The organism is Streptomyces sp. NPDC006739 (assembly GCF_042869815.1).
In the GTDB taxonomy this organism is placed as follows: domain Bacteria; phylum Actinomycetota; class Actinomycetes; order Streptomycetales; family Streptomycetaceae; genus Streptomyces.
On sequence record NZ_JBIAGM010000036.1, the window covers coordinates 1 to 21,214 of the forward strand.

The following is a 21,214-nucleotide window of genomic DNA, read 5'->3' on the forward strand; positions in this document are numbered from 1 at the left end:
GATGGTACTGCAGGGGGGACCCTGTGGGAGAGTAGGACACCGCCGAACAATTCTTGGGAAAACCCCGCATCGAAAGATGCGGGGTTTTCTGCGTTTAAGGTCTAGGTATGCGCTATGACCTCGTCATCTTCGACAACGACGGCGTACTCGTCGACAGCGAACCCATCTCCAACCGGCATCTGGCCGCCTACCTGACCGAACTCGGCCATCCGACCTCCTACGAGGACTCCATACGGGACTACATGGGATCGGCGATGCACCGCATCCACGACCTGGTCCTGGAGCGGACGGGCCGGCGACTGCCGGACGACTTCGACGACGTCTTCCACGCACGCGTGTTCGCCGCGTTCGAGCGGGAGTTGAAGCCCGTGACCGGAGTCGTCGGCGTCCTGGAGAAGCTGACCGCGGACGGAGTGCCGTACTGCGTCGCCTCCTCGGGAAGCCATGAACGCATCCGCGTCGGACACCGGACGACCGGGCTCGACCGGTGGTTCGACCAGGCGCGGATCTTCAGCTCCCAGGACGTCGGGCGGGGCAAGCCGGCCCCGGATCTCTTCCTCCACGCGGCCGAGCGGATGGGGGTCACCCCGGAGCGGTGCGTGGTCGTGGAAGACAGTCCGCTGGGGGTGCGGGCGGCTGTCGCCGCCGGCATGGACGTGTACGGGTTCACGGCCATGACGCCCGCCGAGCGGCTCGCGGACGCGGGCCAACTCTTCTCGGACATGGAGGAGTTGTCAGGGCTGTTGCACTGACATTTGTCATGCGGTCCTCCGGACGATCGTTTCTACCGGCGGACCCCGCCCGGACGCGAAGCTAGGGGCATGACGAAGAACACGGGGAACCAGAGCCGGAACAAGCAGCAGAACCCGAGCGTGCTGGACAACTTCCGGCCGCTGATCCTGGACGTTGCGGTGCCGCTCGGCTCGTACTACGCCTTCAAGGACGCCATCGGAATGAGCACGTTCTCGGCGCTCGCCTGGAGCAGCGTGGTGCCCGTGCTGCGCACCCTGTGGGGCCTGGCCAAGGAACGCAGGGCCAACGGGCTCGCCCTCCTCATCCTGATCGTGAACGCGGTCGGGCTGCTGCTCAGCTTCGTCTCCGGTGACCCCCGCCTCATGCTCGCCAAGGACAGCGGCGTCAGCAGCACGGTCGGCATCGGGATCCTGGTCTCCGTGGCCCTCGGGCGGCCGATGATGACCGCGGGCCTCAAGCCCTTCCTGGTGAAGGGCGACACCGCCAAGGAGGCCGCCTGGGACCGGCTGATGAACGGCACCGCCGCCGGCTCAGGGGACTTCCGCAGCAAGGAGAAGGTGTTCTCGCTGGTCTGGGGCGTCGTGCTGCTGGTGGAGTGCGTGCTGCGGGTCGTCGGCGCCTACACCGTCCCGGTGGACACCATGGTCTGGCTCGGCACCGTGATCATGATCGCGGCCATCGGCCTGGGCATGGTGCTCTGCGGGGCACTGGCCGCCGGACCCATGGAGCGCATGGTCAGCGACGAGGCCGAGACCGCCGACCGGACCGCCCGCCCCGAGGTGGCCGTCGCCGCCTGACACCGACCGCGTCGGCGAAGCTGAAGGAAATTCATCTTTGGCCGGATCTACCCACGAGTACGCCGGGGCCCTACGCTCGCCGCCATGACAGATGTGCTGCGGCGCGGTAGGGCCTCACTGGCGTTCGGTTTCTTCGCCCAGGGCGCCACCTTTGCCCTCCTCGTGACGCGGATCCCGGCCATCCAGGACCGGTACGGCGTCTCCGACGGGCTGCTGCCGGTCTTCCTGGCGGCCGTACCGATCCTCGCGGGCGTCGGCAGTGTGACCACCGAGCAGCTGGTGAAGCGGGTACGGCCCAGCCGGCTGCTGCGCTGGTGCCAGCCGGTGGTGCTGCTGGCGCTGCTCGGTGTCGGGGCGGGCAACCGGATGGTCGAGCTGGGGGCGGCGCTGGCCGCGTTCGGACTGGCCGTCGGCGCGCTGGACGCCTCCATGAACATGCTCGGGGTGAGGCTGCAGCAGATGTACGGGCGCAGCATCATGCTCAGCTTCCATGCCGCGTTCAGCCTGGGCGGGATCCTCGGGGCCTCGCTGGCCTGGGCCGGGGCGCACTGGCACCTCGCGCTGTGGGTGTCGTACCTGCCGGTGGTCGCCGTGCTGTTGCCGGCGGTGCTGGTGGGGAGCCGGTGGTACGTCGACAGGGAGCCGGGCCCCGTCGGGGAGCAGGCGGCCGGTGACGGCGGGAGCGTGGTCTTCAAGCTGCTGCTGCCGCTGTGTCTGGTGCTGGCGTTCGCGTACATCGGGGACTCGACCGTCTCCAACTGGAGCGCGAAGTACCTGAAGGACGTGCTGGGCAGTTCCGAGCAGTTGGCGACCGTGCCGTACAACGTGTACATGGTGACCACCCTGTTGGGGCGGTCCATCGGTGACATCGGGGTACGGCGGTTCGGGGCCGTGGCGGTGGTGCGGCTGGGGGCGCTGGTGGCGGCGCTCGGGTTCGCGGTGGTGGCCGCGGCGCCCCAGGCCTGGGTGGGGATGCTCGGGTTCACCCTGCTGGGCCTTGGACTGTGTGTGCTGGTGCCGCAGACGTTCGCGGCGGCGGGGCGGCTGTTCCCCGGGGCGTCGGACGCGGCGATCGCCCGGCTCAACATCTTCAACTATGTCGGGTTCCTCGTCGGTTCCCCGTTGGTGGGGGCGATCGGGGACGCCTGGAGTTATCGCGGGGCCATGCTCGTACCGATGGTGTTGGTGCTGGTGACCCTCGGGTACGCCAAATCGTTCGCGCCTCAACCGGACCGATACGGTGGCGGGCATGAGCGGCCGCGCACAGCTGATGTGGGACGAGGCAGTAACGGGCTATGACTTCGGCCCGGACCATCCGATGGATCCGGTCCGGCTGGAGCTGACCCGGCGACTGGTGGAGGCCTTCGGGCTCGACCGGGAGGTGGACGTCGTCGCGGCGAAGCCGGCCGGCGAGTCGACCCTGCGGCTGGTCCACCGGCAGGACTACATCGAGGCGGTGAAGGCAGCGTCGGCGGATCCGGGGTCGGCGGACGGCTCGTACGGGCTCGGGACCATGGACGATCCCGCCTTCGCCCGGATGCACGAGGTGTCGGCGCTGATCGCCGGGCAGTCGGTGGGGGCGGCGGAGGCCGTGTGGCGGGGTGGCGTGGCGCATGCGGTGAACTTCGCGGGCGGGCTGCACCATGCGATGCCGGGGGGCGCGTCGGGGTTCTGCGTGTACAACGACGCCGCGCTCGCCATCGCACGGCTGCTGGAGCTCGGGGCCGAGCGGGTGGCCTACGTGGATGTCGACGTGCATCACGGGGACGGGGTGCAGGCGGCGTTCTGGGAGGATCCTCGGGTCCTGACGATCTCGCTGCACGAGCACCCGCGCACGCTGTTTCCGCAGACGGGGTGGCCCGAGGAGACCGGGGCGGACGGGGCCGGCGAGGGGTCGGCGGTGAACGTGGCGCTGCCCGCGGGGACGGGGGACGCCGGGTGGCTGCGGGCGTTCCACGCCGTGGTGCCGGAGCTGATCGCCGACTTCAGGCCGCAGGTGCTGGTGACACAGCACGGGGCCGACACGCACTTCGAGGACCCGCTCGCCCATCTCGCGGTGTCGCTCGATGCGCAGCGGGCGGTGCAGGTGGCCTGTCATGAACTGGCGCACGAGCACGCCGAGGGGAAGTGGATCGCCCTCGGCGGGGGCGGATACGCGGTGGTGGACGTGGTGCCGCGGTCCTGGACGCATCTGGTGGGGATCGCGGCCGGGCGTCCCGTGGAGCCGGAGGCGATGATCCCCGAGGGGTGGCGGCAGCAGGTCTTCGCCCGGACACGGCAGTTGGCGCCGGCGCGGATGACCGACGGGCGGTGGCCGGTGTCGTTCCCGTCCTGGGAGGAGGGATACGACCCCGCCGACCGCCTGGACCAGGCGGTACTGGCCACCCGCCGCTCCGCGTTCCCGCTGCGGGGGCTGTTGGCGTAGGGGGTGTCGGCCTGGGCACCGGAAGGGCCCCGGGCCCCGAACGCCTGCGACCGGGTGCGACACCGGGTCCGGCCGGGCGTGGCCAGGATGAGGGATGCGCTCGAGCGTGGCGAGGTCACGGGTGCTGCCGGGGCGGTCAGGTCGGCTGGTGTGTGCCGGGTGCGGGCGGGTGCGTCGGGTCTGGCCGGGCGTGGCCAGGTGCGAGGGCTGCGCGCGGGTCCGGCCGGCATGGCCCGCGTGCGCCAAGTCCGGGCGAGTGCGGCCGGGGCGATGGGTGTGCTGCCGGGGTGGCTGCGACGGGTTGGTGCCCGGGGTGGCCGGGTGCGATGCGGGGGTCCGTCGGCGCGGCCAGATTGACGGGTGCGCGTCGGGTGCGGCCGAGTGCGGCCAGGACGAGGGACGCGCTCGAGTGCGGCGAGGTCACGGGTGCTGCCGGGGCGGCCAGGTGCGGCGGGGCACACCGAGAGCGGCCAGGGGGCGGGTGCTGTCGAGCGTGGCCCGGGTGGCGGTTGGGCCGGGGCGCTAGGCCAACCGTGCGGTCTTACCGCCGTTCCCGCCCCGTGCTCGCCCCCCGTCCGTCACCATCGCTCCCATGCTGACCACCGGTGCCCTCCGAGCCCATCTGCTGGCCGCCCGGCTCGCCGGTGTCGTGGCGACCTCCCGGGAGGAGAGCCTGCGCAGCTATCGGCTCTTCGCGGCCCGTGACCCCCGCCTGTTGATCGGGATCGATCCCGAATGGTCCTGGGGGCAGCGGGACTTGATGGAGTTGATGGCCACCAAGTGTGGGGTTTCGGCCGATCCTGCACATACTTCAGGGCAAGATGTGATCGATCCGGAGCGCACCCTGGCCGCCCTGGATGCCTTCGCGGAGCGGATCGCGGCCGTGGCGCAGCGTGGTGCCCCCGTGCTGTTCGGGACCGGCCACCCGCGCTGGCTGCTCGGTTTCTACGCCGCGTTGGCGGACGCGCTGTCGTCGGCGGGATGTGAGGTCCTCACCCCGGCGCAGGGTCGCTGTGTCGACATAACGACCCGGTTCGGTCTACGTACGCACAACCTCGACTACGTACGGGGAGTCGGGCTGATGCGAGAACCAGGCACCGTACGCCCCGGTTGTGAGCCTGGCGCACACAGCCATTCACCTCTCCCGGTTCGGGTGGCGCTGGCGGCCGCGGCCGAGGGCGGCGGCCCCCTGCCCGAGCTGGTCGTCGGGGATCACGGCTGGGTCTGCGGGGCAGGTCAGCTGGGGTTCGAGGCGATCGGGCTGGCGGACACGGACGACCCGGCGCTCTTCGTGGGGGAGGCCGAGGGGTCCGTCTCCGTCGTCGTTCCACTTGATGACGCAGTGCGGTCTGATTACTACGGGCCGCTTACCCGCTACGTACTCAATCGAGCGTGTCTGTCACAGTAGGCCTGCGATGGGTGCACCTCTTCCCCACTCGCATCACCCGCCCCTACATTGGGGAGTGAGCACGCAACGACGAAGAGTCACCGGAAGGGGAAGCCGGTGGCCGTCGAGTGCGGAAGGTTCAGGTGTGTCATGGCTGCAGCTGGCGAGAGGCCTCTCAACGAGGTCGTATTCCTTACCGTGGCGGAGGTCGCCTCGGTGATGCGAGTGTCCAAGATGACCGTGTACCGGCTGGTGCACAGCGGTCATCTGCCCGCGATCCGGGTCGGGCGGTCCTTCCGCGTCCCGGAGCAAGCGGTACACGAGTACCTCCGCGAGAGCTATGTGGGGGTGGAGACAGCCTGACGGCGAGCCGGGAATTCACCCGGAGCGCCCTCGATTACGACCTCAGCGCTCGGGCGGGTAGGCTAGCCCCTCGTAGGTCGTATGGGCCCATGGCGCCCAGCACCGAGTGATGAGAAGTGAGCGAGGGTAGTCGTGGGCTCTGTTATCAAGAAGCGGCGCAAGCGGATGGCCAAGAAGAAGCACCGCAAGCTGCTCAAGCGCACGCGCGTTCAGCGTCGCAACAAGAAGTAAGCGGCTCCCCGCGCGAGCGCGGGTGAACCGTAGCGGCGCCGCGAGAGCGTTGTACGGCCGTGGCCCCCCACCCATGCGGTGGGGGGCCGCAGTCATATTTCCGGGCCGGGGTGTCCGGCCAGGGCGTCAAGGGCATATTCCGACTGGGGAAATTCCGTCACCTCGGGCATCGGGCGGTCATCACAGCGCAACACCGAACCGCTAAGTTGGCCGCATGGGAAAGGTCGTGCTCGTCACCGGAGTGGCCCGTCAGCTGGGGGGCCGGTTCGTCCGGCGGATCCAGCGTGACCCACAGGTGGACCGGGTGGTCGCCGTGGACGCGGTGCCGCCGGAGCACCACCTGGGCGGCGCGGACTTCATCCAGGCCGACATCCGGCAGCCCACCATCGCCCGGGTACTCGCCGAGACGGGCGCCGACACCGTCGTACACCTGGACGTGACCGGCACGGCGCTGGGCAGCGGCAGCCGGACCACGGTCAAGGAGACCAACGTCATCGGCACCATGCAACTGCTCGGTGCCTGCCAGAAGTCGCCGACCGTGAAGCGGCTGGTGGTGAAGTCCAGTACGAACGTCTACGGCTCCGCACCCCGGGATCCGGCCGTGTTCACCGAGACCATGCCGCCCAAGTCGCTGCCCAGCGGCGGCTTCGCGAAGGACGCGGTGGAGGTCGAGGGGTACGTGCGCGGGTTCGCCCGGCGTCGGCCGGACGTGGCCGTGTGCGTGCTCAGGTTCGCCAACATCCTCGGCCCGACCGCCGACACGCCGCTGGCCTCGTACTTCTCGCTGCCGGTCCTGCCGACCGTGTTCGGCTACGACCCACGGCTGCAGTTCGTGCACGAGGACGACGTGAACGAGGTGCTGCGGATCGCCTCGCACGAGCCGCAGCGGGGCACGCTGAACAGCGGCACCTTCAACATCGCCGGGGACGGCGTCCTGCTGCTGTCCCAGTGCTCCCGGCGCCTGGGCCGCCCCACCGTGCCGCTGCTGCTGCCGGCTGTCACCTGGGCCGGTTCCCTGGTCCGTACGCTGGGCATGACGGACTTCTCGCCCGAGCAGATCCGGCTGCTCACCCACGGCCGGGTGGTGGCCACGGACCAGATGCGCGAGACGCTGGGCTTCAAGCCGAAGTACACGACGGCGGAGACCTTCACGGACTTCGCGCGCAGCCAGGGTCCCGGGCTGCTGCCGCCGCAGGCCCTCGCGGGGGCCGTCGACCGGATCGCCGCGCTGCCCGCCCTGGGCGGCGGCCACCCCCCGACGCCGAGCGCCAACTGAGGAGCGCATCAACGATGGCGGATGCCAAGGTCATTCCGTTCGACGACGACCGGTCCCGCGGGGGTGCCGTGCAGCGGCCGTCCCGGCGCCGGAGCCTGGGGAGCCGGCGGGGGACCGGCGAGCCGGCCCTGGTCCGCGAGGTCCAGCCCCTGCCGAGCAGGGCTCCCGCGCAGGATGATGTTCCTGTGACCGGTGAGAAGGAGCCGCTGCGCAGGCGGGACGAGGGCGGGCTCGACAAGCGTGTCGCGAGCGGCCTGGCGTTTCTGCGCCGCCGGCTGACCGGGGACTACGACGTCGACGACTTCGGCTACGACGAGGAGCTGACCGACCAGGTCCTGATGTCACTGCTGCGCCCGGTGTACGAGAAGTACTTCCGGGTCGAAGTGAAGGGCATCGAGAACATCCCGGCGGAGGGGGGCGCGCTGATCGTCGCCAACCACTCCGGGACGCTGCCGCTGGACGGGCTGATGATGCAGGTCGCCGTCCATGACAACCATCCGGCGGGCCGGCATCTGCGGCTGCTCGCGGCCGACCTGGTGTTCGTCCTCCCGGTCGTCAACGAACTCGCCCGCAAGCTGGGGCACACCCTCGCCTGCGCGGAGGACGCCGAACGGCTGCTGGGGCAGGGCGAGCTGGTCGGAGTGATGCCGGAGGGCTTCAAGGGCATCGGCAAGCCGTTCGGGGAGCGCTACAAGCTCCAGCGGTTCGGCCGGGGCGGCTTCGTCTCCACGGCACTGCGGCACGGTACGCCGATCATCCCGTGCTCGATCGTCGGGGCCGAGGAGATCTACCCGATGATCGGCAACGCCAAGACGCTCGCGCGGCTGCTGGGGTTCCCGTACTTCCCGCTGACGCCGACCTTTCCGTGGCTGGGGCCGCTGGGCGCGATTCCGCTGCCGACCAAGTGGACGATCCAGTTCGGCGAGCCGATCCCGACGGACGGCTACCCGCCGGAGGCGGCCGAGGACCCGATGCTGATGTTCAACCTGACCGACCAGGTGAGGGAGCAGATCCAGCACACGCTGTACAAGCTGTTGGTGCAGCGGAGGTCGGTTTTCTTCTGAGCGGACGAGCCGCCCGGCATGAGCGCGTGGGATGCCCGGTTCCGGCCGTCCGGAGCCGCCGTCCGGAGTTGGCCCCCGGAGCCGCCGGGCGGAGTCCGGCGCGGCTGTCCGAAGCCTGCGGAGCAGTGCGAGGGCAGCAGACGGGAGGGGTCAAGTTGTTGGTGCAGCGGAGGTCGGTTTTCTTCTAGAAGGTCATTCCGCTGGGCCTGCGGCGGTGGGGGTGCCCTTCTTGGGAAGGGCACCCCCACCGTTGTGTTCGTGCGTCTAGTTGCCGTTTTCCTGGCCGTCGATGCCCAGGCCGGGCAGGAGGCCCGGGAGGAGTGGGGGCAGGGTGACGTCCGGGGCGGCGGAGGGGGACTTGCCGGTGGACGGGGAGGCGCTGCCGGTGTTCTTCGGCGGGTCGAGCAGACCGCCCGTGCTGCCGCCGATCAGGCCCTCGCCCTGGCTGCCGGAGGCCGTACCGGAGGGGCTGCCGGTGCCCGGGTGCTTGCCGGAGGCGGAGGCCCCGGTGGACGGTGTGGCCGAGCGGTGGGTGCCGGAGCTGCCGGGGGACGCCGAGCCGGAGCCCTGGTGTCCGCTGCCGCCGGTCTGGGCGGGCGACTGCGGAAGCAGGGACTGCAGCGGGGCGACCTCTTGGTCTATGGCGTCGAAGACCGACGACACCTGCTCGCCGACGTCCCCGAGCTGGACCGGCAGTTTCTCGCGCAGGGCGCCCCAGACCTGGCGGTGGGACCGGGAGAAGTTGGACAGGGCCTGGATGGGGCGCAGCGAGTCGGGATCGCGTTCGTAGGCGGCGTGCAGCAGGCGGTGGCCCTCGGTGACGTCGTGCTGCATCCCGGACAGGGTGCGGCGGATCTCGCCGATGGACTCGTGGTCGAGGTGGCCGCCCCGGCCGCGCTCCATCAGGCGCCGTGCCTCGTTCAGCCGGGTGGAGGCCTGGTCGAGGTAGGTCTGGCCGCGCTCGTCGTCGCCGTCGCTCAGGTAGTTGAGCTTGAAGTCCTCGATGCCGCGTTTGAGGCCGTACAGCGAGTCGCCGGGCAGGGCGTCGGAACTCGCGGCGGCCACTCCGCCGAAGGCTCCGGCCGCGACGCCGACGCTGAGGCCGCCGGCGGCGAGCCCCTTCGTCAGCCGGGACCGCGGTCGCAGTTTGCCCAGCGGGCTCGCCCGGTGCGCACCCTTGGCCCGGCCCCGTTGCTCGGGCACCGACGCGTCCGCCGCCCCGCCCGCGGTGCCCTCCTGGAGCATGGCCTCCATCGCGGCCACCAACTGGGCCCGCTGGACGACCTTGACCTCGGGGTCCAGCTCCGGTCTGGGCAGCGAGCCGAGACCCGCGGCGAGGGTCAACAGCTCCCCCTGCTCGCTCTGCTCGGTCCTCGCGGCGGCGGCCGGGGGCGATCCTGCCGGGCCTTCGGGCCGCTCGTCCACCGGTTCCCGGTCGGACTGCTCCTCCAGGGCCTGGGCGAAGGCGTTCGCCCGCCGGTGCGCCGATACGTTCGCGATCACTGGCGGCACCTCCTCTCGTCATGACGGTCGACTCCCCAGGGGGTCCTGAGGGTTGCACGCCCGCGACCACTTCACACGATCGAGCGATCAGGGTCGGCCAGGACGTGACCACAGGGAGCCTGTATCCCGCACAACGACTGGCGCGGCACTTGGGTTACGGACGGCCCAGGAGCGGTTCGGAAAGTCAACGCGCCTCAACGGAAGGTGAGTTCTCTAGCGCGCGTCGTCCGGGAGGAGCCGGGCGAGGGTGCGCACGGCCCGGTACTGGAGGGTCTTGATGGCGCCCTCGTTCTTGCCCATCACCCGGGCGGTCTCGGCGACGGAGAGGCCCTGGAGGAAGCGGAGCGTCACGCACTCCTGCTGCTGGGGATTGAGACGTCGTACGGCGTCGAGCAGCGCGGCGTTGGAGAGGGACTCCAGGACGGAGTCCTCGGGGGAGCGCTCGACCTCGTTGGCGTCGAGCATCTCCCCGGTGGTGACCTCCAGCCGGAAGCGGCTGGACTTGAAGTGGTCGGCGACGAGGTTGCGGGCGATGGTGACCAGCCAGGCACCGAAGTCGCGGCCCTGCCAGGTGAAGGTGCCGATGCGGCGCAGGGCGCGCAGGAACGTCTCACTGGTGAGGTCCTCGGCGGTGGCCTTGCCGCCGACGCGGTAGTAGATGTACCGGTACACCGTGTCGCTGTACTGGTCGTAGAGGCGGCCGAAGGCCTCGGCCTCGCCGGACTGGGCGCGTTCCACCAGGTCCATCATCCGGGCGCTGTCGCTGTCGGCGGCCGGTCGGCGGGCGGTGGCGGCGCCGGCCGCCGACCGGCCCCGTCTGCCGACCGCCGCACCGCCGTCGGCCAGTGCGTAGCACGGGCCCACGGGTGCGGAGGCGGCGGTGGCGAGGGCGGGGACGGCGTACGCGGGCGGGACCAGTCCGCGCAACATTTGTTGGACCGTTGCGACCGTTGCGCGCAGCGTAGCCAGGCCCGAGGCGTCAACCCCGACGTGTGGGTACACGGGACTCCCAGAGGCAGAGCTTCCATCACGTGCAGTACGGGACCATTCACCCGTCGTAGCGACGGAGGGGTACCGGTTTGCGTCTGAGGAGAATAACGCTTCGTGCAGGCCCTGCTACACCCAGTTGCTCAAATCATCGATTACGTCGCTTGTGTAACCGAATGACACCTGTTCAAGTGCCGCAGAATGAACGCTTGTTGATCGAAAAGCGTCGGCTTTCGGCGATGTGGGGGGCGTGTTGGACGGAGGGCGCCATAATCCTCGGCCCGGCGCCCGCCGTCGCGCCCGGGAGTGTCGCCACCGGCGGCGACCAGGGCCGCTAGCGGCGGCGACGGTGCAGCGCGATCGCCGCCGCCGTGCCGCCGGCGACCGCGCCGACGCCCGCCGCCGCCGGGATGCCGACCTTCGCCGCCTTGCGGCCCGTGCGGTAGTCGCGCAGCCGCCAGTCCTGTTCGCGGGCGTGTTTGCGCAGTTTGGCGTCGGGGTTGATCGCGTAGGGGTGGCCGACGAGGGAGAGCATCGGGATGTCGTTGTGGGAGTCGCTGTAGGCGGCGCAGCGGGCGAGGTCCAGCCCCTCCGCCGTGGTCAGCGCGCGTACCGCCTCCGCCTTGGCCGGACCGTGCAGCGGCTCGCCGACCAGCTTGCCGGTGTAGATCCCGTCGACCGACTCCGCGACCGTGCCGAGCGCGCCGGTGAGGCCGAGACGGCGGGCGATCACCTGGGCGATCTCCACCGGGGCGGCCGTGACCAGCCACACCTTCTGGCCGGCGTCCAGGTGGGCCTGGGCCAGCGCCCGGGTGCCCGGCCAGATGCGCTCGGCCATGTACTCGTCGTAGATCTCCTCGCCGATGGACATCAGCTCGGCGACCCGGTGACCCTTGACGATCGACAGTGCCGAGTCGCGGGCGTCCTGCATGTGCTCCGGGTCCTCCACGCCCGCCAGCCTGAACCAGGCCTGCTGCCAGGCGAACTTCGCGAGGTCCCGGGTCTCGAAGAACTTCCGCTTGTACAGGCCCCGGCCGAAGTGGAAGAGGGCGGCACCTTGCATCACGGTGTTGTCGAGGTCGAAGAAGGCGGCGGCCCGTTCGTCGCCGAGCACCGGGAACTCCGGTTCCTCCTCGGCCGGAGCCGACTTGCGCGCTGCCTCCGCCGAGGCCTCGCCTGCCAACACGCTCCGCGCCGTGGCGGAGCGCCTACGGGGAGTGAGCCATCCGAGAGCGGCCATGGCGTGAGCATAGCCAGTTTGTTCGGGGCTTCCGGAGTGGAGACGTTCGGAGGCTGTGAACTCTCCGCGGCCGGGCCGTTAAGCAGGGGCGACAATGGCCGACATGAGTCCCATCTTTCGGCGCAGGCCCGCTCCCGGTGACCGGCTTGTCACACTTGTCCGCAAACCGGGCTGCCATCTGTGCGACGACGCCCAGGCGGTGGTCGAGAAGGTCTGCGGCGATCTCGGGGTCCCGTGGGAGCAGAAGGACATCACCCAGGATCCGGGGCTCCACGAGCAGTACTGGGAGCAGATTCCCGTGGTGCTCGTGGACGGCCGTCAGCACACCTTCTGGCGGGTGGACGAGGGCCGGCTGCGCAGGGAACTGACCGGGTAGTCCAAGTCAGGCGAAAAGTCGCCTAGGATCGACGGCGAACTTGGTCCGGGGGGCGGGATTGACGAGGAGCGTGTGACGATTTTGCCCCCAGCGGAGAAGCGCGTGACCCCGGTCACGTTGGCCGGGCAAAACGGACACCATCTTTGTGCACGCGTTCACAAAGACATAGCCTGCATTCGACGGGGCGGTCTAGGTACGTGTGACCGCCTACAGCCCCGCTCTACCCGCAGGAGCACCGTGGCAACTGGCCGAACTCACCGACCGGCGACCCGCAGCCGAGGGATTCCCGAGGCCACCGTCGCCAGGCTTCCGCTGTACCTCCGAGCCCTGACCGCACTGTCGGAGCGCTCGGTACCCACGGTCTCCTCCGAGGAGCTGGCCGCGGCGGCGGGGGTCAACTCCGCCAAGCTGCGCAAGGACTTCTCCTACCTGGGTTCGTACGGAACGCGCGGTGTCGGCTACGACGTGGAGTATCTCGTCTACCAGATCTCCCGTGAACTCGGCCTGACCCAGGACTGGCCGGTTGTCATCGTCGGTATCGGCAACCTCGGCGCCGCCCTGGCCAACTACGGCGGCTTCGCCTCCCGTGGCTTCCGGGTCGCGGCGCTCATCGACGCGGACCCGGCGATGGCCGGAAAGCCCGTCGCGGGCATCCCCGTGCAGCACACCGACGACCTCGAGAAGATCATCGAGGACAACGGCGTGTCGATCGGTGTGATCGCCACCCCCGCGGGCGCCGCCCAGCAGGTCTGCGAACGCCTGGTCGCCGCCGGCGTCACCTCCATCCTGAACTTCGCGCCGACCGTGCTGTCCGTCCCGGACGGCGTCGACGTGCGCAAGGTCGACCTCTCCATCGAGCTGCAGATCCTCGCCTTCCACGAGCAGCGCAAGGCCGGCGAGGAGACCGCCGCCGGCGACGGCGCGCTGCCCGCCGCCACCGCCCGCGAGAAGTCCGCCGACCAGGGGCCCGACGGGGACGTACCCGCCGTGATGCCGGCATGAGTCTCCTCGTCGTGGGGCTGAGCCACCGCAGCGCCCCGGTCAGCGTCCTGGAGCGGGCCGCGCTCGGCGCGGACGCCCAGACCAAGCTGCTGCAGGACACGGTCGCCGCCGAACCGGCCACCGAGTCCGCGGTGCTGGCCACCTGCAACCGCATCGAGCTGTACGCCGACGTGGACAAGTTCCACGCGGGCGTCGCCGAGCTGTCCACGCTGCTCGCCCAGCACAGCGGGGTGGGCCTCGAGGAACTGACTCCCTATCTCTACGTGCACTACGAGGACCGGGCCGTCCACCACCTGTTCTCGGTGGCCTGCGGGCTGGACTCGATGGTCGTCGGAGAGGGCCAGATCCTCGGCCAGATAAAGGACTCCCTGGCCAGGGCGCAGGAGCTGCACACGGCCGGGCGCCTGCTCAACGACCTGTTCCAGCAGGCCCTCAGGGTCGGCAAGCGCGCCCACTCCGAGACCGGCATCGACCGCGCCGGACAGTCCCTGGTCACCTTCGGCCTGGAGCAGCTGGCCGCCGGGGGCGCCGTCCAGGACTGGGCGCGGGGCAGGAAGGCCCTGGTCATCGGCGCCGGTTCGATGTCCTCGCTGGCCGCCACCACGCTGGCGCGGGCCGGGATCGCCGAGGTCGTCGTCGCCAACCGCACCTTCGACCGTGCCGAGCGCCTCGCACAGATACTCGGCGAGGGCGGCGAGACGGACGTGGCGGCCCGCGCGGTACCGATGGACGCGGTGCCGGCCGAGCTGACACGTGCCGACGTCGTCGTCTCCTGTACGGGGGCGACGGGCCTGGTGCTCACGGCGGACGCGGTCGCGCGGGCCGTCGAGGGCCGCACCGGGCAGCCCGCCGCCGAGACGGGTACCACGGCCGCGAGGCCCGCGACCGCGCCGGCGCCCACCGGCGTCGGCACCGACGACAACTGCCCCCTCGACCTGACCGCCGTACCCTCGGGCTTCTCCGTGATGGGAGAGGCCGCCGTGGCCGGCATCGACGCGGCCACCCTGGAGCAGCACGGGGCCTGGGTCGACAACGGCACCGTGGACCGCCGCGGTGGGGGCACCTCCCACGCCGTTGAGGCAGTGGGGGACGGCCGCCGCGGCCCGGAGGCCGACGCCGAGCTGATCGCCGCGCTCACCGCGCTCGCCGCCACCGTCGGCCGCATCCCCGAGCGCCGCAAGCCCGAACCGGTCGCCGAGATCCCGCGTCCGGCCCCGGTCCTGTTCTTCCTCGACCTCGCCATGCCCCGCGACATCGACGCGGCCGTGCACCGGCTGGCCGGGGTGCGGCTGGTGGACATCGAGTCGCTGGCCGAGGCCTCCGCGGACGCCCCGATGGCGGCCGACGTGGACCTGGTCCGGCGTATCGTTTCCGACGAGGTCGCGGCCTTCGGGGCGGCGCAGCGGGCGGCGCACATCACGCCGACCGTCGTCGCCCTGCGCACGATGGCCGCCGACGTCGTCGCCAGTGAGATCGCGCGGCTCGACGGGCGCCTGCCCGACCTGGACGAACGCCAGCGCGGCGAGATCCGCCAGGCCGTGCACCGCGTCGTCGACAAGCTGCTGCACGCGCCGACCGTGCGGGTCAAGCAGCTCGCGGCCGAGCCCGGCGGCGCCGGGTACGCGGACGCGCTGCGCACCCTGTTCGACCTCGACCAGGAGACGGTGGCCGCCGTCTCCCGGGCCGGGGACAGCACCGAGAAGAACGGCAAGAACCGAGGGCCGGCATGAGTAACAAGGCACTGAGACTGGGGACGAGGCGGAGCAGACTCGCCATGGCCCAGTCCGGGCAAGTGGCGGACGCCGTGAGCCGGGTGACCGGACGGCCCGTCGAGCTGGTCGAGATCACCACCTACGGCGACGTGTCCCGCGAGCACCTGGCGCAGATCGGCGGCACGGGCGTCTTCGTCACCGCGCTGCGTGACGCGCTGCTCAGGGGCGAGGTCGACTTCGCGGTTCATTCGCTGAAGGACCTCCCGACCACACAGCCCGGGGAGCTGGCGCTGGCCGCCGTTCCCGAACGCGAGGACCCGAGGGACGTCATCGTCGCCCGGGACGCGCTGAAGTTCACCGACCTGCCGCGCGGCGCCCGCATAGGCACCGGCTCACCGCGCCGCATGGCACAGCTGAACGCGTACGCGCGCACCCACGGCCTGGACATAGCCACGGTCCCGATCCGGGGGAACGTCGACACCCGGATCGGATACGTCCACGACGGCGAACTGGACGCCGTCGTCCTGGCCGCCGCCGGCCTGAGCCGTATCGGCCGGATCGACGAGGTGACCGACTTCCTGTCGGTCGACACGGTTTTGCCCGCCCCCGGCCAGGGGGCACTGGCGATCGAGTGCGCCGCGGACAACGCGTCCCTCGTCGCCGCGCTCGGCGAACTCGACGACCCGCTCACCCGGGCCGCCGTGACCGCCGAACGGTCCCTGCTCGCCGCCCTGGAGGCCGGCTGCAGTGCCCCGGTAGGAGCGCTGGCCGACCTTCTGGCCGATGGGCAGACCATCAAAGAAATGCGCCTGCGCGGCGTCGTCGGCACGACCGACGGCACGCGGACGGTGCAGCTGTCCACCACCGGTCCCGTGCCCGAGACGTACGACCAGGCAACGGCGCTCGGTCGCGAACTCGCCACCGAGATGCTTGCCCAGGGCGCGGCCGGTCTGATGGGGGAGCGAGCACAGTGAGCCCCACCACTCTTCCCGCCGGTCCGGAACACGGGCACGTCACCTTCCTCGGTGCCGGACCCGGGGATCCGGGACTACTGACTCTGCGCGCTGTGGAGGCGCTGTCCAGTGCGGACGTCCTGATCGCCGAGCACGACGTGCTCGACGTGATCCGGACGCACGCCAGACAGGGCGTCTCCGTCGTGCGTACGGACACGGATCCTTCCTCGGATACGCGTCCGGGCACGGGCACGCCCCAGCTGACGGTCGTTGACGGCGCGTCAAAAACCGTAGCGGTCCCGCCCGTGCGGGATGCCGCTCATCTTGTCATGGAGGCCGCGCGGGGCGGCAGGCGGGTCGTGCGTGCGGTGTCCGGGGACCCCGGACTCGACACGTACGCGGCCGAGGAGATGCTCGCCTGCGCCGCCGCCGGGGTGTCCTTCGAGGTCGTACCGGGTGTCGCGGCCGCCGTCGGCGTGCCCGCGTACGCCGGTGTGCCGCTGCGGGACGCGCAGGGCGCGGACGTCCGTTTCGTGGACGCCCGTACGGCCTCCGACCGCTGCTGGACCGAGGTCGGCGCCTCGGACGGCACGGTGGTGGTCTCGACGACCCTGGACTCCGTTGCGGCGGCGGCCGGCGAACTGGTCGCGTCCGGCCGCAAGCCGGACACCCCGCTGACGGTGACCGTCGCCGGTACCACGACCCGGCAGCGCACCTGGAGCGCCACCCTCGGCACCATCGCGCAGACCCTGAAGCAGGCCAAGGTGCTGCCGTCCCCGGACGGCGGCCGGCCGGTGATAGCCGTGGTCGGTGAGCGTTCCGCCGCCGCCCAGCGCGACCAGCTGTCGTGGTTCGAGTCCAAGCCGCTGTTCGGCTGGAAGGTCCTCGTGCCGCGTACGAAGGAGCAGGCGGTCTCGCTCTCCGACCAGCTGCGGTCCTACGGCGCGGTGCCGCACGAGGTCCCGACGATCGCCGTCGAGCCGCCGCGCACGCCCCAGCAGATGGAGCGCGCGGTCAAGGGCCTGGTGACGGGCCGCTACGAGTGGATCGCCTTCACGTCGGTCAACGCGGTGAAGGCGGTACGGGAGAAGTTCGAGGAGTACGGCCTTGATGCTCGGGCTTTTGCGGGTATCAAGGTGGCTGCGGTGGGCGAGCAGACGGCCCGGGCGCTCGTCGCCTTCGGTGTGAAGCCGGACCTCGTGCCGTCGGGTGAGCAGTCGGCCGCGGGCCTGCTGGAGGACTGGCCGCCGTACGACCCGGTCTTCGACCCGATCGACCGGGTGTTCCTGCCGCGCGCCGACATCGCCACGGAGACCCTGGTCGCCGGGCTGATCGAGCTGGGCTGGGAGGTCGACGACGTCACGGCCTACCGGACGGTCCGTGCCTCGCCGCCGCCGGCGGAGACCCGGGAGGCGATCAAGGGCGGCGGCTTCGACGCGGTGCTCTTCACGTCGTCGTCCACCGTGCGGAACCTGGTCGGCATCGCCGGCAAGCCGCACAACGTCACGGTGATCGCGTGCATCGGCCCGGCCACGGCCAAGACGGCCGAGGAACACGGTCTGCGGGTCGACGTCATGGCCCCGGAGCCGTCGGCGCTCAAGCTGGCGGAGGCCCTGGCGGACTTCGGCCTGAAGCGGCGCGCCGCCGCCGTGGAGGCGGGCGACCCGGTCACCCGCCCGAGCGAGCGCCGGCCGGGAGCGCGCAGGCGGCGGTCCACGACGTAGCCCCGACTGGTGGTCTGCCCTGAGTGGCCTCCTGAACGCCCCGCTGTCCCCCATGGACGGCGGGGCGTTCGCGTGTCTGAGGACAGCATGCAGTTTTCAGGTGCCATCAAAGAACCTAGGCACCTCTGAGAAGCCTGCTTCTCAGAGGTGCCTAGGTGACAAATGTTGACCTTGCGTCGTCGGACCTACTACTGTGGTTCGTGGGCGCCGCAGCCGAGGCGGTGTCGACCCAACCTGCCTGGCCCTAGAAGCAGTTGTGCCCTTGAGTCCGCCCGAGTCGAGCGGGCGGAGTCAAGGGTCACAACCAAGCACTGCCAAGGGCTGTTTGCGATGCAGTGACAGGGATCCAAGGCTTACTCGACAGACTCTACCACGGTCGGGTAACGGGGGAAAGGGAGCGGGATGACTCAGCGTGAGCGAGGGGCGGATGCAGACGGCCGGTTAATCGAGGCCATCTCTCCGGAGCGGTTCCAGCCCTTCCTGCACAGGTGTGGAGGCGACCGCACTCGCGCGCTACGGCTGTACGCCTGGGACTCCGAGGTGGCCCGGGCTCTGCAGAGCCCCTTGCGTGACCTCGAGGTGAGCCTGCGAAACCGGCTCCACCGCCAGCTCGTGGGACGTCATGGCCAGGAGGCCTGGTGGGACGTGCCGAAGGCCCGGCCCAACTACAAGGGTCAGGAGATGCTGGAACGGGCGCGGGAGACCCTGGAGGACAGGCAGCCGCACCGCCCGTTCGGCCCGTGCGACATCGTCGCGCAGCTGTCGTTCGGCTTCTGGGTCAGCCTGCTCGGGCGTGGAGGCCGTGACAACTACGAGATGAAGTACTGGAACTCCTCGCTCCGTCATCTCTTCCGTGAGCATCGCGGCGGTCGAGAGGACCTGTACAAGAAGTTCCAGTTCATGCTCACGCTGCGGAACCGCATCGCGCACCATGAACGCGTCTTCCAGCGGCATCTGGATCGGGACCTGGACACCGTGCTGACGTTGATGCGGTACCTCTCGCCGGAAATGGCCGACCGGCATGAGAAGTACGGGCAGGTGCCCGCGGTGTTGGCGCGCAGGAAGGCGGTGCTCTCCGGAGAGGAACCGATGCGGCTGTGAGGCCGTGGCTATGGAAGGGGCCACCACGGAGGGGACGGAAAGGAACGGGAACGGGTATGACGACGCGGATGCCGGGACGCGCGGACGAGTCGTCGTTGGTCTCGCTCGGCGAGATCAAGGAACTCGCCGAGGTCGGCCGGCCAACCGTCAGCAACTGGCGGCGCCGGTTCGCCAAGGAGGTTCTGGGCACCGGGGGTAACGGGCGCCTGCCGTTCCCCGAACCCGTGGGAGGCAGCGACAGCAAGCCCCTCTTCGACGCCGGGGACGTGGCCTCCTGGCTGGACCTGCGCCCCATCCCGGACGTGGAGCCCGACGAGGACGGTACCGTCCCCACCTACGGTGACCGTTTCCGGCGCGGGCTGCGGCTGCGAGGGCTGGTGTCCCTGCGCCACGAGCTGGGATCCGCGGACCGCCTCATCGTTGACGCGCTCGCCGTGTGCGCCATGGCGGGTGAGGGTGGCGACTGGTACCCGGAGTACCTGCCCGAGCACCTGCTGGAGGACGCGGAGAACGCCGATCCCCGTGTCGCCCGTGCCGTCCGCGACCTCATAGATGAGCTCGGCTCGCCGGCCGCAGCGGCTGACACCGTGCTTGGTCTGGCCGAGCGGCTGGAGTCGGACCTGACGACGGACACGACGCCGCCCGCTGTGGCGAAACTGATCAGCGCGCTGGCCGGTCCGGTAGGGGTTCTGTCGTCCGGCCCTGATCATCCGACGGTGATCAACCTGTGCGCCGGCACGGGGGAGCTGCTGTTCGCGCTCGACAGCATCAAGGGACGCGGGGGTATCGTCGCGGTGGAGACCGATCCACTGCGCCGCAAGCTTCTGCTCTACCGGCTGTTCGCACACCACTGCACCGCCGTGGACATCTGCGCGCAAGCCGAGGAACTGGACACGCTGCGACCCTGGGAACAGCGGGAGTTCGACCTGGACCCCGACCGCCCCTGGGGAATCCCGTCCGGCGACGTCGTCCTCGCGGACCCGCCCTACGCCGCCGGGGAGCGGGAGTTCGACGAGGGCGGCCCGCTCGGCTGGGCCCTGGAGGCCGTGCACCGGCTGAACCCCGGCGGCCGGGGACTCGTCGTCGTACCTTCGTGGACCCTGAGCCGACCGCGTGGCACGACACCGACACCGAACACGCGGATGCGGGAAGAGCTGCTGAGCCGGGACGCGGTGGAGGCGATCATTCAACTGCCGCGCCGAATCCACCCCTTCCGCACGGGTGCGGAGCACGCACTGCTGGTGCTGCGTGGTGAGGCGGCACCAGAGCATCGGGGCGAGGTGATGTTGGTCGATGCCGACCGGATCGCCCGCCGTGTCGGCGGCGCGTGGACGGAGTACGTCACCGAAGTGCTGGACGCCGGGCGGTCGCCGGTGGACGAGGAGGCCGGGTACTTCCCCGTTTCGCCCGCAGGGCCGAGGGCGGACGCGCTTCTGGACGGCCGCTCGGTTCTGCCGGCGCACCGGCTCGCCTCCAGGGAACAAGACCTGGATCACTTCTCGGCCACGTTGGACGCGCGCCGTGAGGCCGCTGTCGCTCTGCCGAGTCTGAAAGAGTGGATCGGCAACCTCGGCATTGCCCGGCGGCCCGAGGACAGTGCGGTGACGCACCGCAAGGTCGGCGAACACCTGAGGGCCGGCCAGCTCCGACTGCTGGCCGGGCACCGCATCCGGGAATCGGACATCGGGGACGCGGGTCTGATGGTCGTCGGCCGGGAGGAGATGCTTGGTGCTCTGCCGCTAGGCCAGCGGCGCATCGCACTGGAGGACCTGGCCCAGTACCCGCAAGCGGTGACGACCGAGCGCGGCGATGTCTTCCTGCTCACCGAGCACGGGGTACGCACGCGCGTGGACGATGCGGGAGGGTGTGTGCTGCTGGCTCCGGTGCAAGGGCTGAGGATCCCGGCCTACCGGGAGTATCTCGCCGGTCCAGACGCGAAGCATCCGGTGGCCCCGGAGAACCTGTGGATGCGCCCGCAAGCGCTGGCACAGCTACTCACCGCCCCACGCAACCAGCAGCGCGGCAGTGGCTCGCTGGTGCGCAGGGTGAGCGTTCGGGACATGGACCTGCCGGGGCTGACCCCCGAGGAGGTCGCCGAGCTGGAGGCCATCCTGGCCGAGACCTACCGGCAGCGAGCGGAAGTACGGCGGCAGCTGGAGGCGCTGGACAACCTGGCCCGGCGGCTGGCGGCCGGGGTCGCGGACGGAGACCTGGCGTTGCGCCGCAGACCCGGCGCCTGAGGGCGGACGGGCACGGCGATGATCCGCAGGACAGCACCGCCTGCCCCGCTCACGGCATAAGACGAGAACGATCAAGCACA

General features: G+C 70.7%; 19 protein-coding genes. 16 read left to right on the forward strand and 3 right to left on the reverse strand.

The window, feature by feature from the left end:
* Positions 1–107: 107 nt before the first annotated feature.
* The 9 genes from ACFYMM_RS39445 (at position 108) to ACFYMM_RS39485 (ending at position 8,296) form a co-directional block, all read left to right on the forward strand.
* Entirely contained in the window at positions 108–752 is a 645-nt protein-coding gene (locus tag ACFYMM_RS39445; protein ID WP_388396341.1) for an HAD family hydrolase, read from the forward strand.
* A gap of 69 nt (positions 753–821) precedes the next feature.
* Positions 822–1,550, forward strand: a complete 729-nt coding sequence (locus ACFYMM_RS39450) for a VC0807 family protein (RefSeq protein ID WP_388396344.1) — start codon at positions 822–824, stop codon at positions 1,548–1,550.
* Positions 1,551–1,634: 84 nt separating this feature from the next.
* Positions 1,635–2,849, forward strand: a complete 1,215-nt coding sequence (locus tag ACFYMM_RS39455; RefSeq protein ID WP_388396347.1) for an MFS transporter — start codon at positions 1,635–1,637, stop codon at positions 2,847–2,849.
* Positions 2,800–3,975 carry an acetoin utilization protein AcuC gene (locus tag ACFYMM_RS39460; protein ID WP_388396350.1) on the forward strand — a complete coding sequence of 392 codons (1,176 nt, stop codon included), beginning with the start codon at positions 2,800–2,802 and terminating at the stop codon, positions 3,973–3,975. Before ACFYMM_RS39455 ends, ACFYMM_RS39460 begins: the two co-directional genes overlap by 50 nt.
* 592 nt (positions 3,976–4,567) lie before the next feature.
* Positions 4,568–5,383 (forward strand): phosphatase, encoded by an 816-nt coding sequence (locus ACFYMM_RS39465; protein ID WP_388396352.1) that lies wholly within the window; start codon positions 4,568–4,570, stop codon positions 5,381–5,383.
* Positions 5,384–5,512: 129 nt separating this feature from the next.
* Positions 5,513–5,725 (forward strand): helix-turn-helix domain-containing protein, encoded by a 213-nt coding sequence (locus ACFYMM_RS39470; RefSeq protein WP_158696841.1) that lies wholly within the window; start codon positions 5,513–5,515, stop codon positions 5,723–5,725.
* Positions 5,726–5,857: 132 nt separating this feature from the next.
* Positions 5,858–5,956: a 30S ribosomal protein bS22 gene (locus ACFYMM_RS39475; protein WP_003948845.1), complete on the forward strand. Its 99-nt coding sequence runs from the start codon at positions 5,858–5,860 to the stop codon at positions 5,954–5,956.
* 214 nt (positions 5,957–6,170) lie between these two features.
* Complete coding sequence (locus ACFYMM_RS39480; RefSeq protein WP_388396355.1) at positions 6,171–7,232, forward strand: NAD-dependent epimerase/dehydratase family protein; 1,062 nt, start codon at positions 6,171–6,173, stop codon at positions 7,230–7,232.
* A gap of 14 nt (positions 7,233–7,246) precedes the next feature.
* The gene (locus ACFYMM_RS39485) at positions 7,247–8,296 is read left to right on the forward strand and encodes a lysophospholipid acyltransferase family protein (protein ID WP_388396357.1); all 1,050 of its coding nucleotides are present in this window, start codon (positions 7,247–7,249) and stop codon (positions 8,294–8,296) included.
* A 264-nt stretch (positions 8,297–8,560) separates the two neighbouring features.
* Here the strand turns inward: ACFYMM_RS39485 and ACFYMM_RS39490 are convergent, their stop codons facing one another.
* The 3 genes from ACFYMM_RS39490 to ACFYMM_RS39500 all read right to left on the reverse strand — a co-directional run bounded on the left by ACFYMM_RS39490 (position 8,561) and on the right by ACFYMM_RS39500 (position 12,026).
* Complete coding sequence (locus ACFYMM_RS39490; protein WP_388396360.1) at positions 8,561–9,799, reverse strand: DUF5667 domain-containing protein; 1,239 nt, start codon at positions 9,797–9,799, stop codon at positions 8,561–8,563.
* Positions 9,800–10,012: 213 nt separating this feature from the next.
* On the reverse strand, positions 10,013–10,801 hold the full coding sequence (locus tag ACFYMM_RS39495; protein WP_388396362.1) for an ECF subfamily RNA polymerase sigma factor, BldN family: 789 nt from the start codon (positions 10,799–10,801) through the stop codon (positions 10,013–10,015).
* A gap of 319 nt (positions 10,802–11,120) precedes the next feature.
* Positions 11,121–12,026: an HAD family hydrolase gene (locus ACFYMM_RS39500; protein WP_388396365.1), complete on the reverse strand. Its 906-nt coding sequence runs from the start codon at positions 12,024–12,026 to the stop codon at positions 11,121–11,123.
* Positions 12,027–12,120: 94 nt separating this feature from the next.
* On the opposite strand from ACFYMM_RS39500, the gene ACFYMM_RS39505 reads away from it, so the two are divergent.
* From ACFYMM_RS39505 to ACFYMM_RS39535, 7 genes are all read left to right on the forward strand, one after another.
* On the forward strand, positions 12,121–12,402 hold the full coding sequence (locus ACFYMM_RS39505; RefSeq protein WP_388396368.1) for a glutaredoxin family protein: 282 nt from the start codon (positions 12,121–12,123) through the stop codon (positions 12,400–12,402).
* Positions 12,403–12,639: 237 nt separating this feature from the next.
* Positions 12,640–13,404, forward strand: a complete 765-nt coding sequence (locus ACFYMM_RS39510; protein ID WP_388396370.1) for a redox-sensing transcriptional repressor Rex — start codon at positions 12,640–12,642, stop codon at positions 13,402–13,404.
* A complete protein-coding gene (locus ACFYMM_RS39515; protein ID WP_388396373.1) occupies positions 13,401–15,134 on the forward strand; it encodes a glutamyl-tRNA reductase in 1,734 nt (577 codons plus the stop codon). The genes ACFYMM_RS39510 and ACFYMM_RS39515 overlap by 4 nt, the downstream gene beginning before the upstream one ends.
* Positions 15,131–16,090: a hydroxymethylbilane synthase gene (gene hemC / locus ACFYMM_RS39520; protein ID WP_388396376.1), complete on the forward strand. Its 960-nt coding sequence runs from the start codon at positions 15,131–15,133 to the stop codon at positions 16,088–16,090. The genes ACFYMM_RS39515 and hemC overlap by 4 nt, the downstream gene beginning before the upstream one ends.
* A complete protein-coding gene (locus tag ACFYMM_RS39525) occupies positions 16,087–17,793 on the forward strand; it encodes a uroporphyrinogen-III synthase (protein WP_388396379.1) in 1,707 nt (568 codons plus the stop codon). Before hemC ends, ACFYMM_RS39525 begins: the two co-directional genes overlap by 4 nt.
* 402 nt (positions 17,794–18,195) lie before the next feature.
* The gene (locus tag ACFYMM_RS39530; RefSeq protein WP_388396382.1) at positions 18,196–18,894 is read left to right on the forward strand and encodes a hypothetical protein; all 699 of its coding nucleotides are present in this window, start codon (positions 18,196–18,198) and stop codon (positions 18,892–18,894) included.
* Between the two features lie 56 nt (positions 18,895–18,950).
* On the forward strand, positions 18,951–21,134 hold the full coding sequence (locus ACFYMM_RS39535) for an N-6 DNA methylase (RefSeq protein ID WP_388396385.1): 2,184 nt from the start codon (positions 18,951–18,953) through the stop codon (positions 21,132–21,134).
* The last annotated feature ends 80 nt before the right edge of the window (positions 21,135–21,214 follow it).

Coding starts and splice junctions, on each gene's coding strand:
- ACFYMM_RS39465 (WP_388396352.1), top strand. CDS start 4,568: ATGCTGACCACCGGTGCCCTCCGAGCCCATCTGCTGGCCGCCCGGCTC.
- ACFYMM_RS39485 (WP_388396357.1), top strand. CDS start 7,247: ATGGCGGATGCCAAGGTCATTCCGTTCGACGACGACCGGTCCCGCGGG.
- ACFYMM_RS39470 (WP_158696841.1), top strand. CDS start 5,513: ATGGCTGCAGCTGGCGAGAGGCCTCTCAACGAGGTCGTATTCCTTACC.
- ACFYMM_RS39450 (WP_388396344.1), top strand. CDS start 822: ATGACGAAGAACACGGGGAACCAGAGCCGGAACAAGCAGCAGAACCCG.
- ACFYMM_RS39455 (WP_388396347.1), top strand. CDS start 1,635: ATGACAGATGTGCTGCGGCGCGGTAGGGCCTCACTGGCGTTCGGTTTC.
- hemC (WP_388396376.1), top strand. CDS start 15,131: ATGAGTAACAAGGCACTGAGACTGGGGACGAGGCGGAGCAGACTCGCC.
- ACFYMM_RS39505 (WP_388396368.1), top strand. CDS start 12,121: ATGGCCGACATGAGTCCCATCTTTCGGCGCAGGCCCGCTCCCGGTGAC.
- ACFYMM_RS39480 (WP_388396355.1), top strand. CDS start 6,171: ATGGGAAAGGTCGTGCTCGTCACCGGAGTGGCCCGTCAGCTGGGGGGC.
- ACFYMM_RS39460 (WP_388396350.1), top strand. CDS start 2,800: ATGAGCGGCCGCGCACAGCTGATGTGGGACGAGGCAGTAACGGGCTAT.
- ACFYMM_RS39445 (WP_388396341.1), top strand. CDS start 108: ATGCGCTATGACCTCGTCATCTTCGACAACGACGGCGTACTCGTCGAC.
- ACFYMM_RS39535 (WP_388396385.1), top strand. CDS start 18,951: ATGACGACGCGGATGCCGGGACGCGCGGACGAGTCGTCGTTGGTCTCG.
- ACFYMM_RS39500 (WP_388396365.1), bottom strand. CDS start 12,026: ATGGCCGCTCTCGGATGGCTCACTCCCCGTAGGCGCTCCGCCACGGCG.
- ACFYMM_RS39530 (WP_388396382.1), top strand. CDS start 18,196: ATGACTCAGCGTGAGCGAGGGGCGGATGCAGACGGCCGGTTAATCGAG.
- ACFYMM_RS39515 (WP_388396373.1), top strand. CDS start 13,401: ATGAGTCTCCTCGTCGTGGGGCTGAGCCACCGCAGCGCCCCGGTCAGC.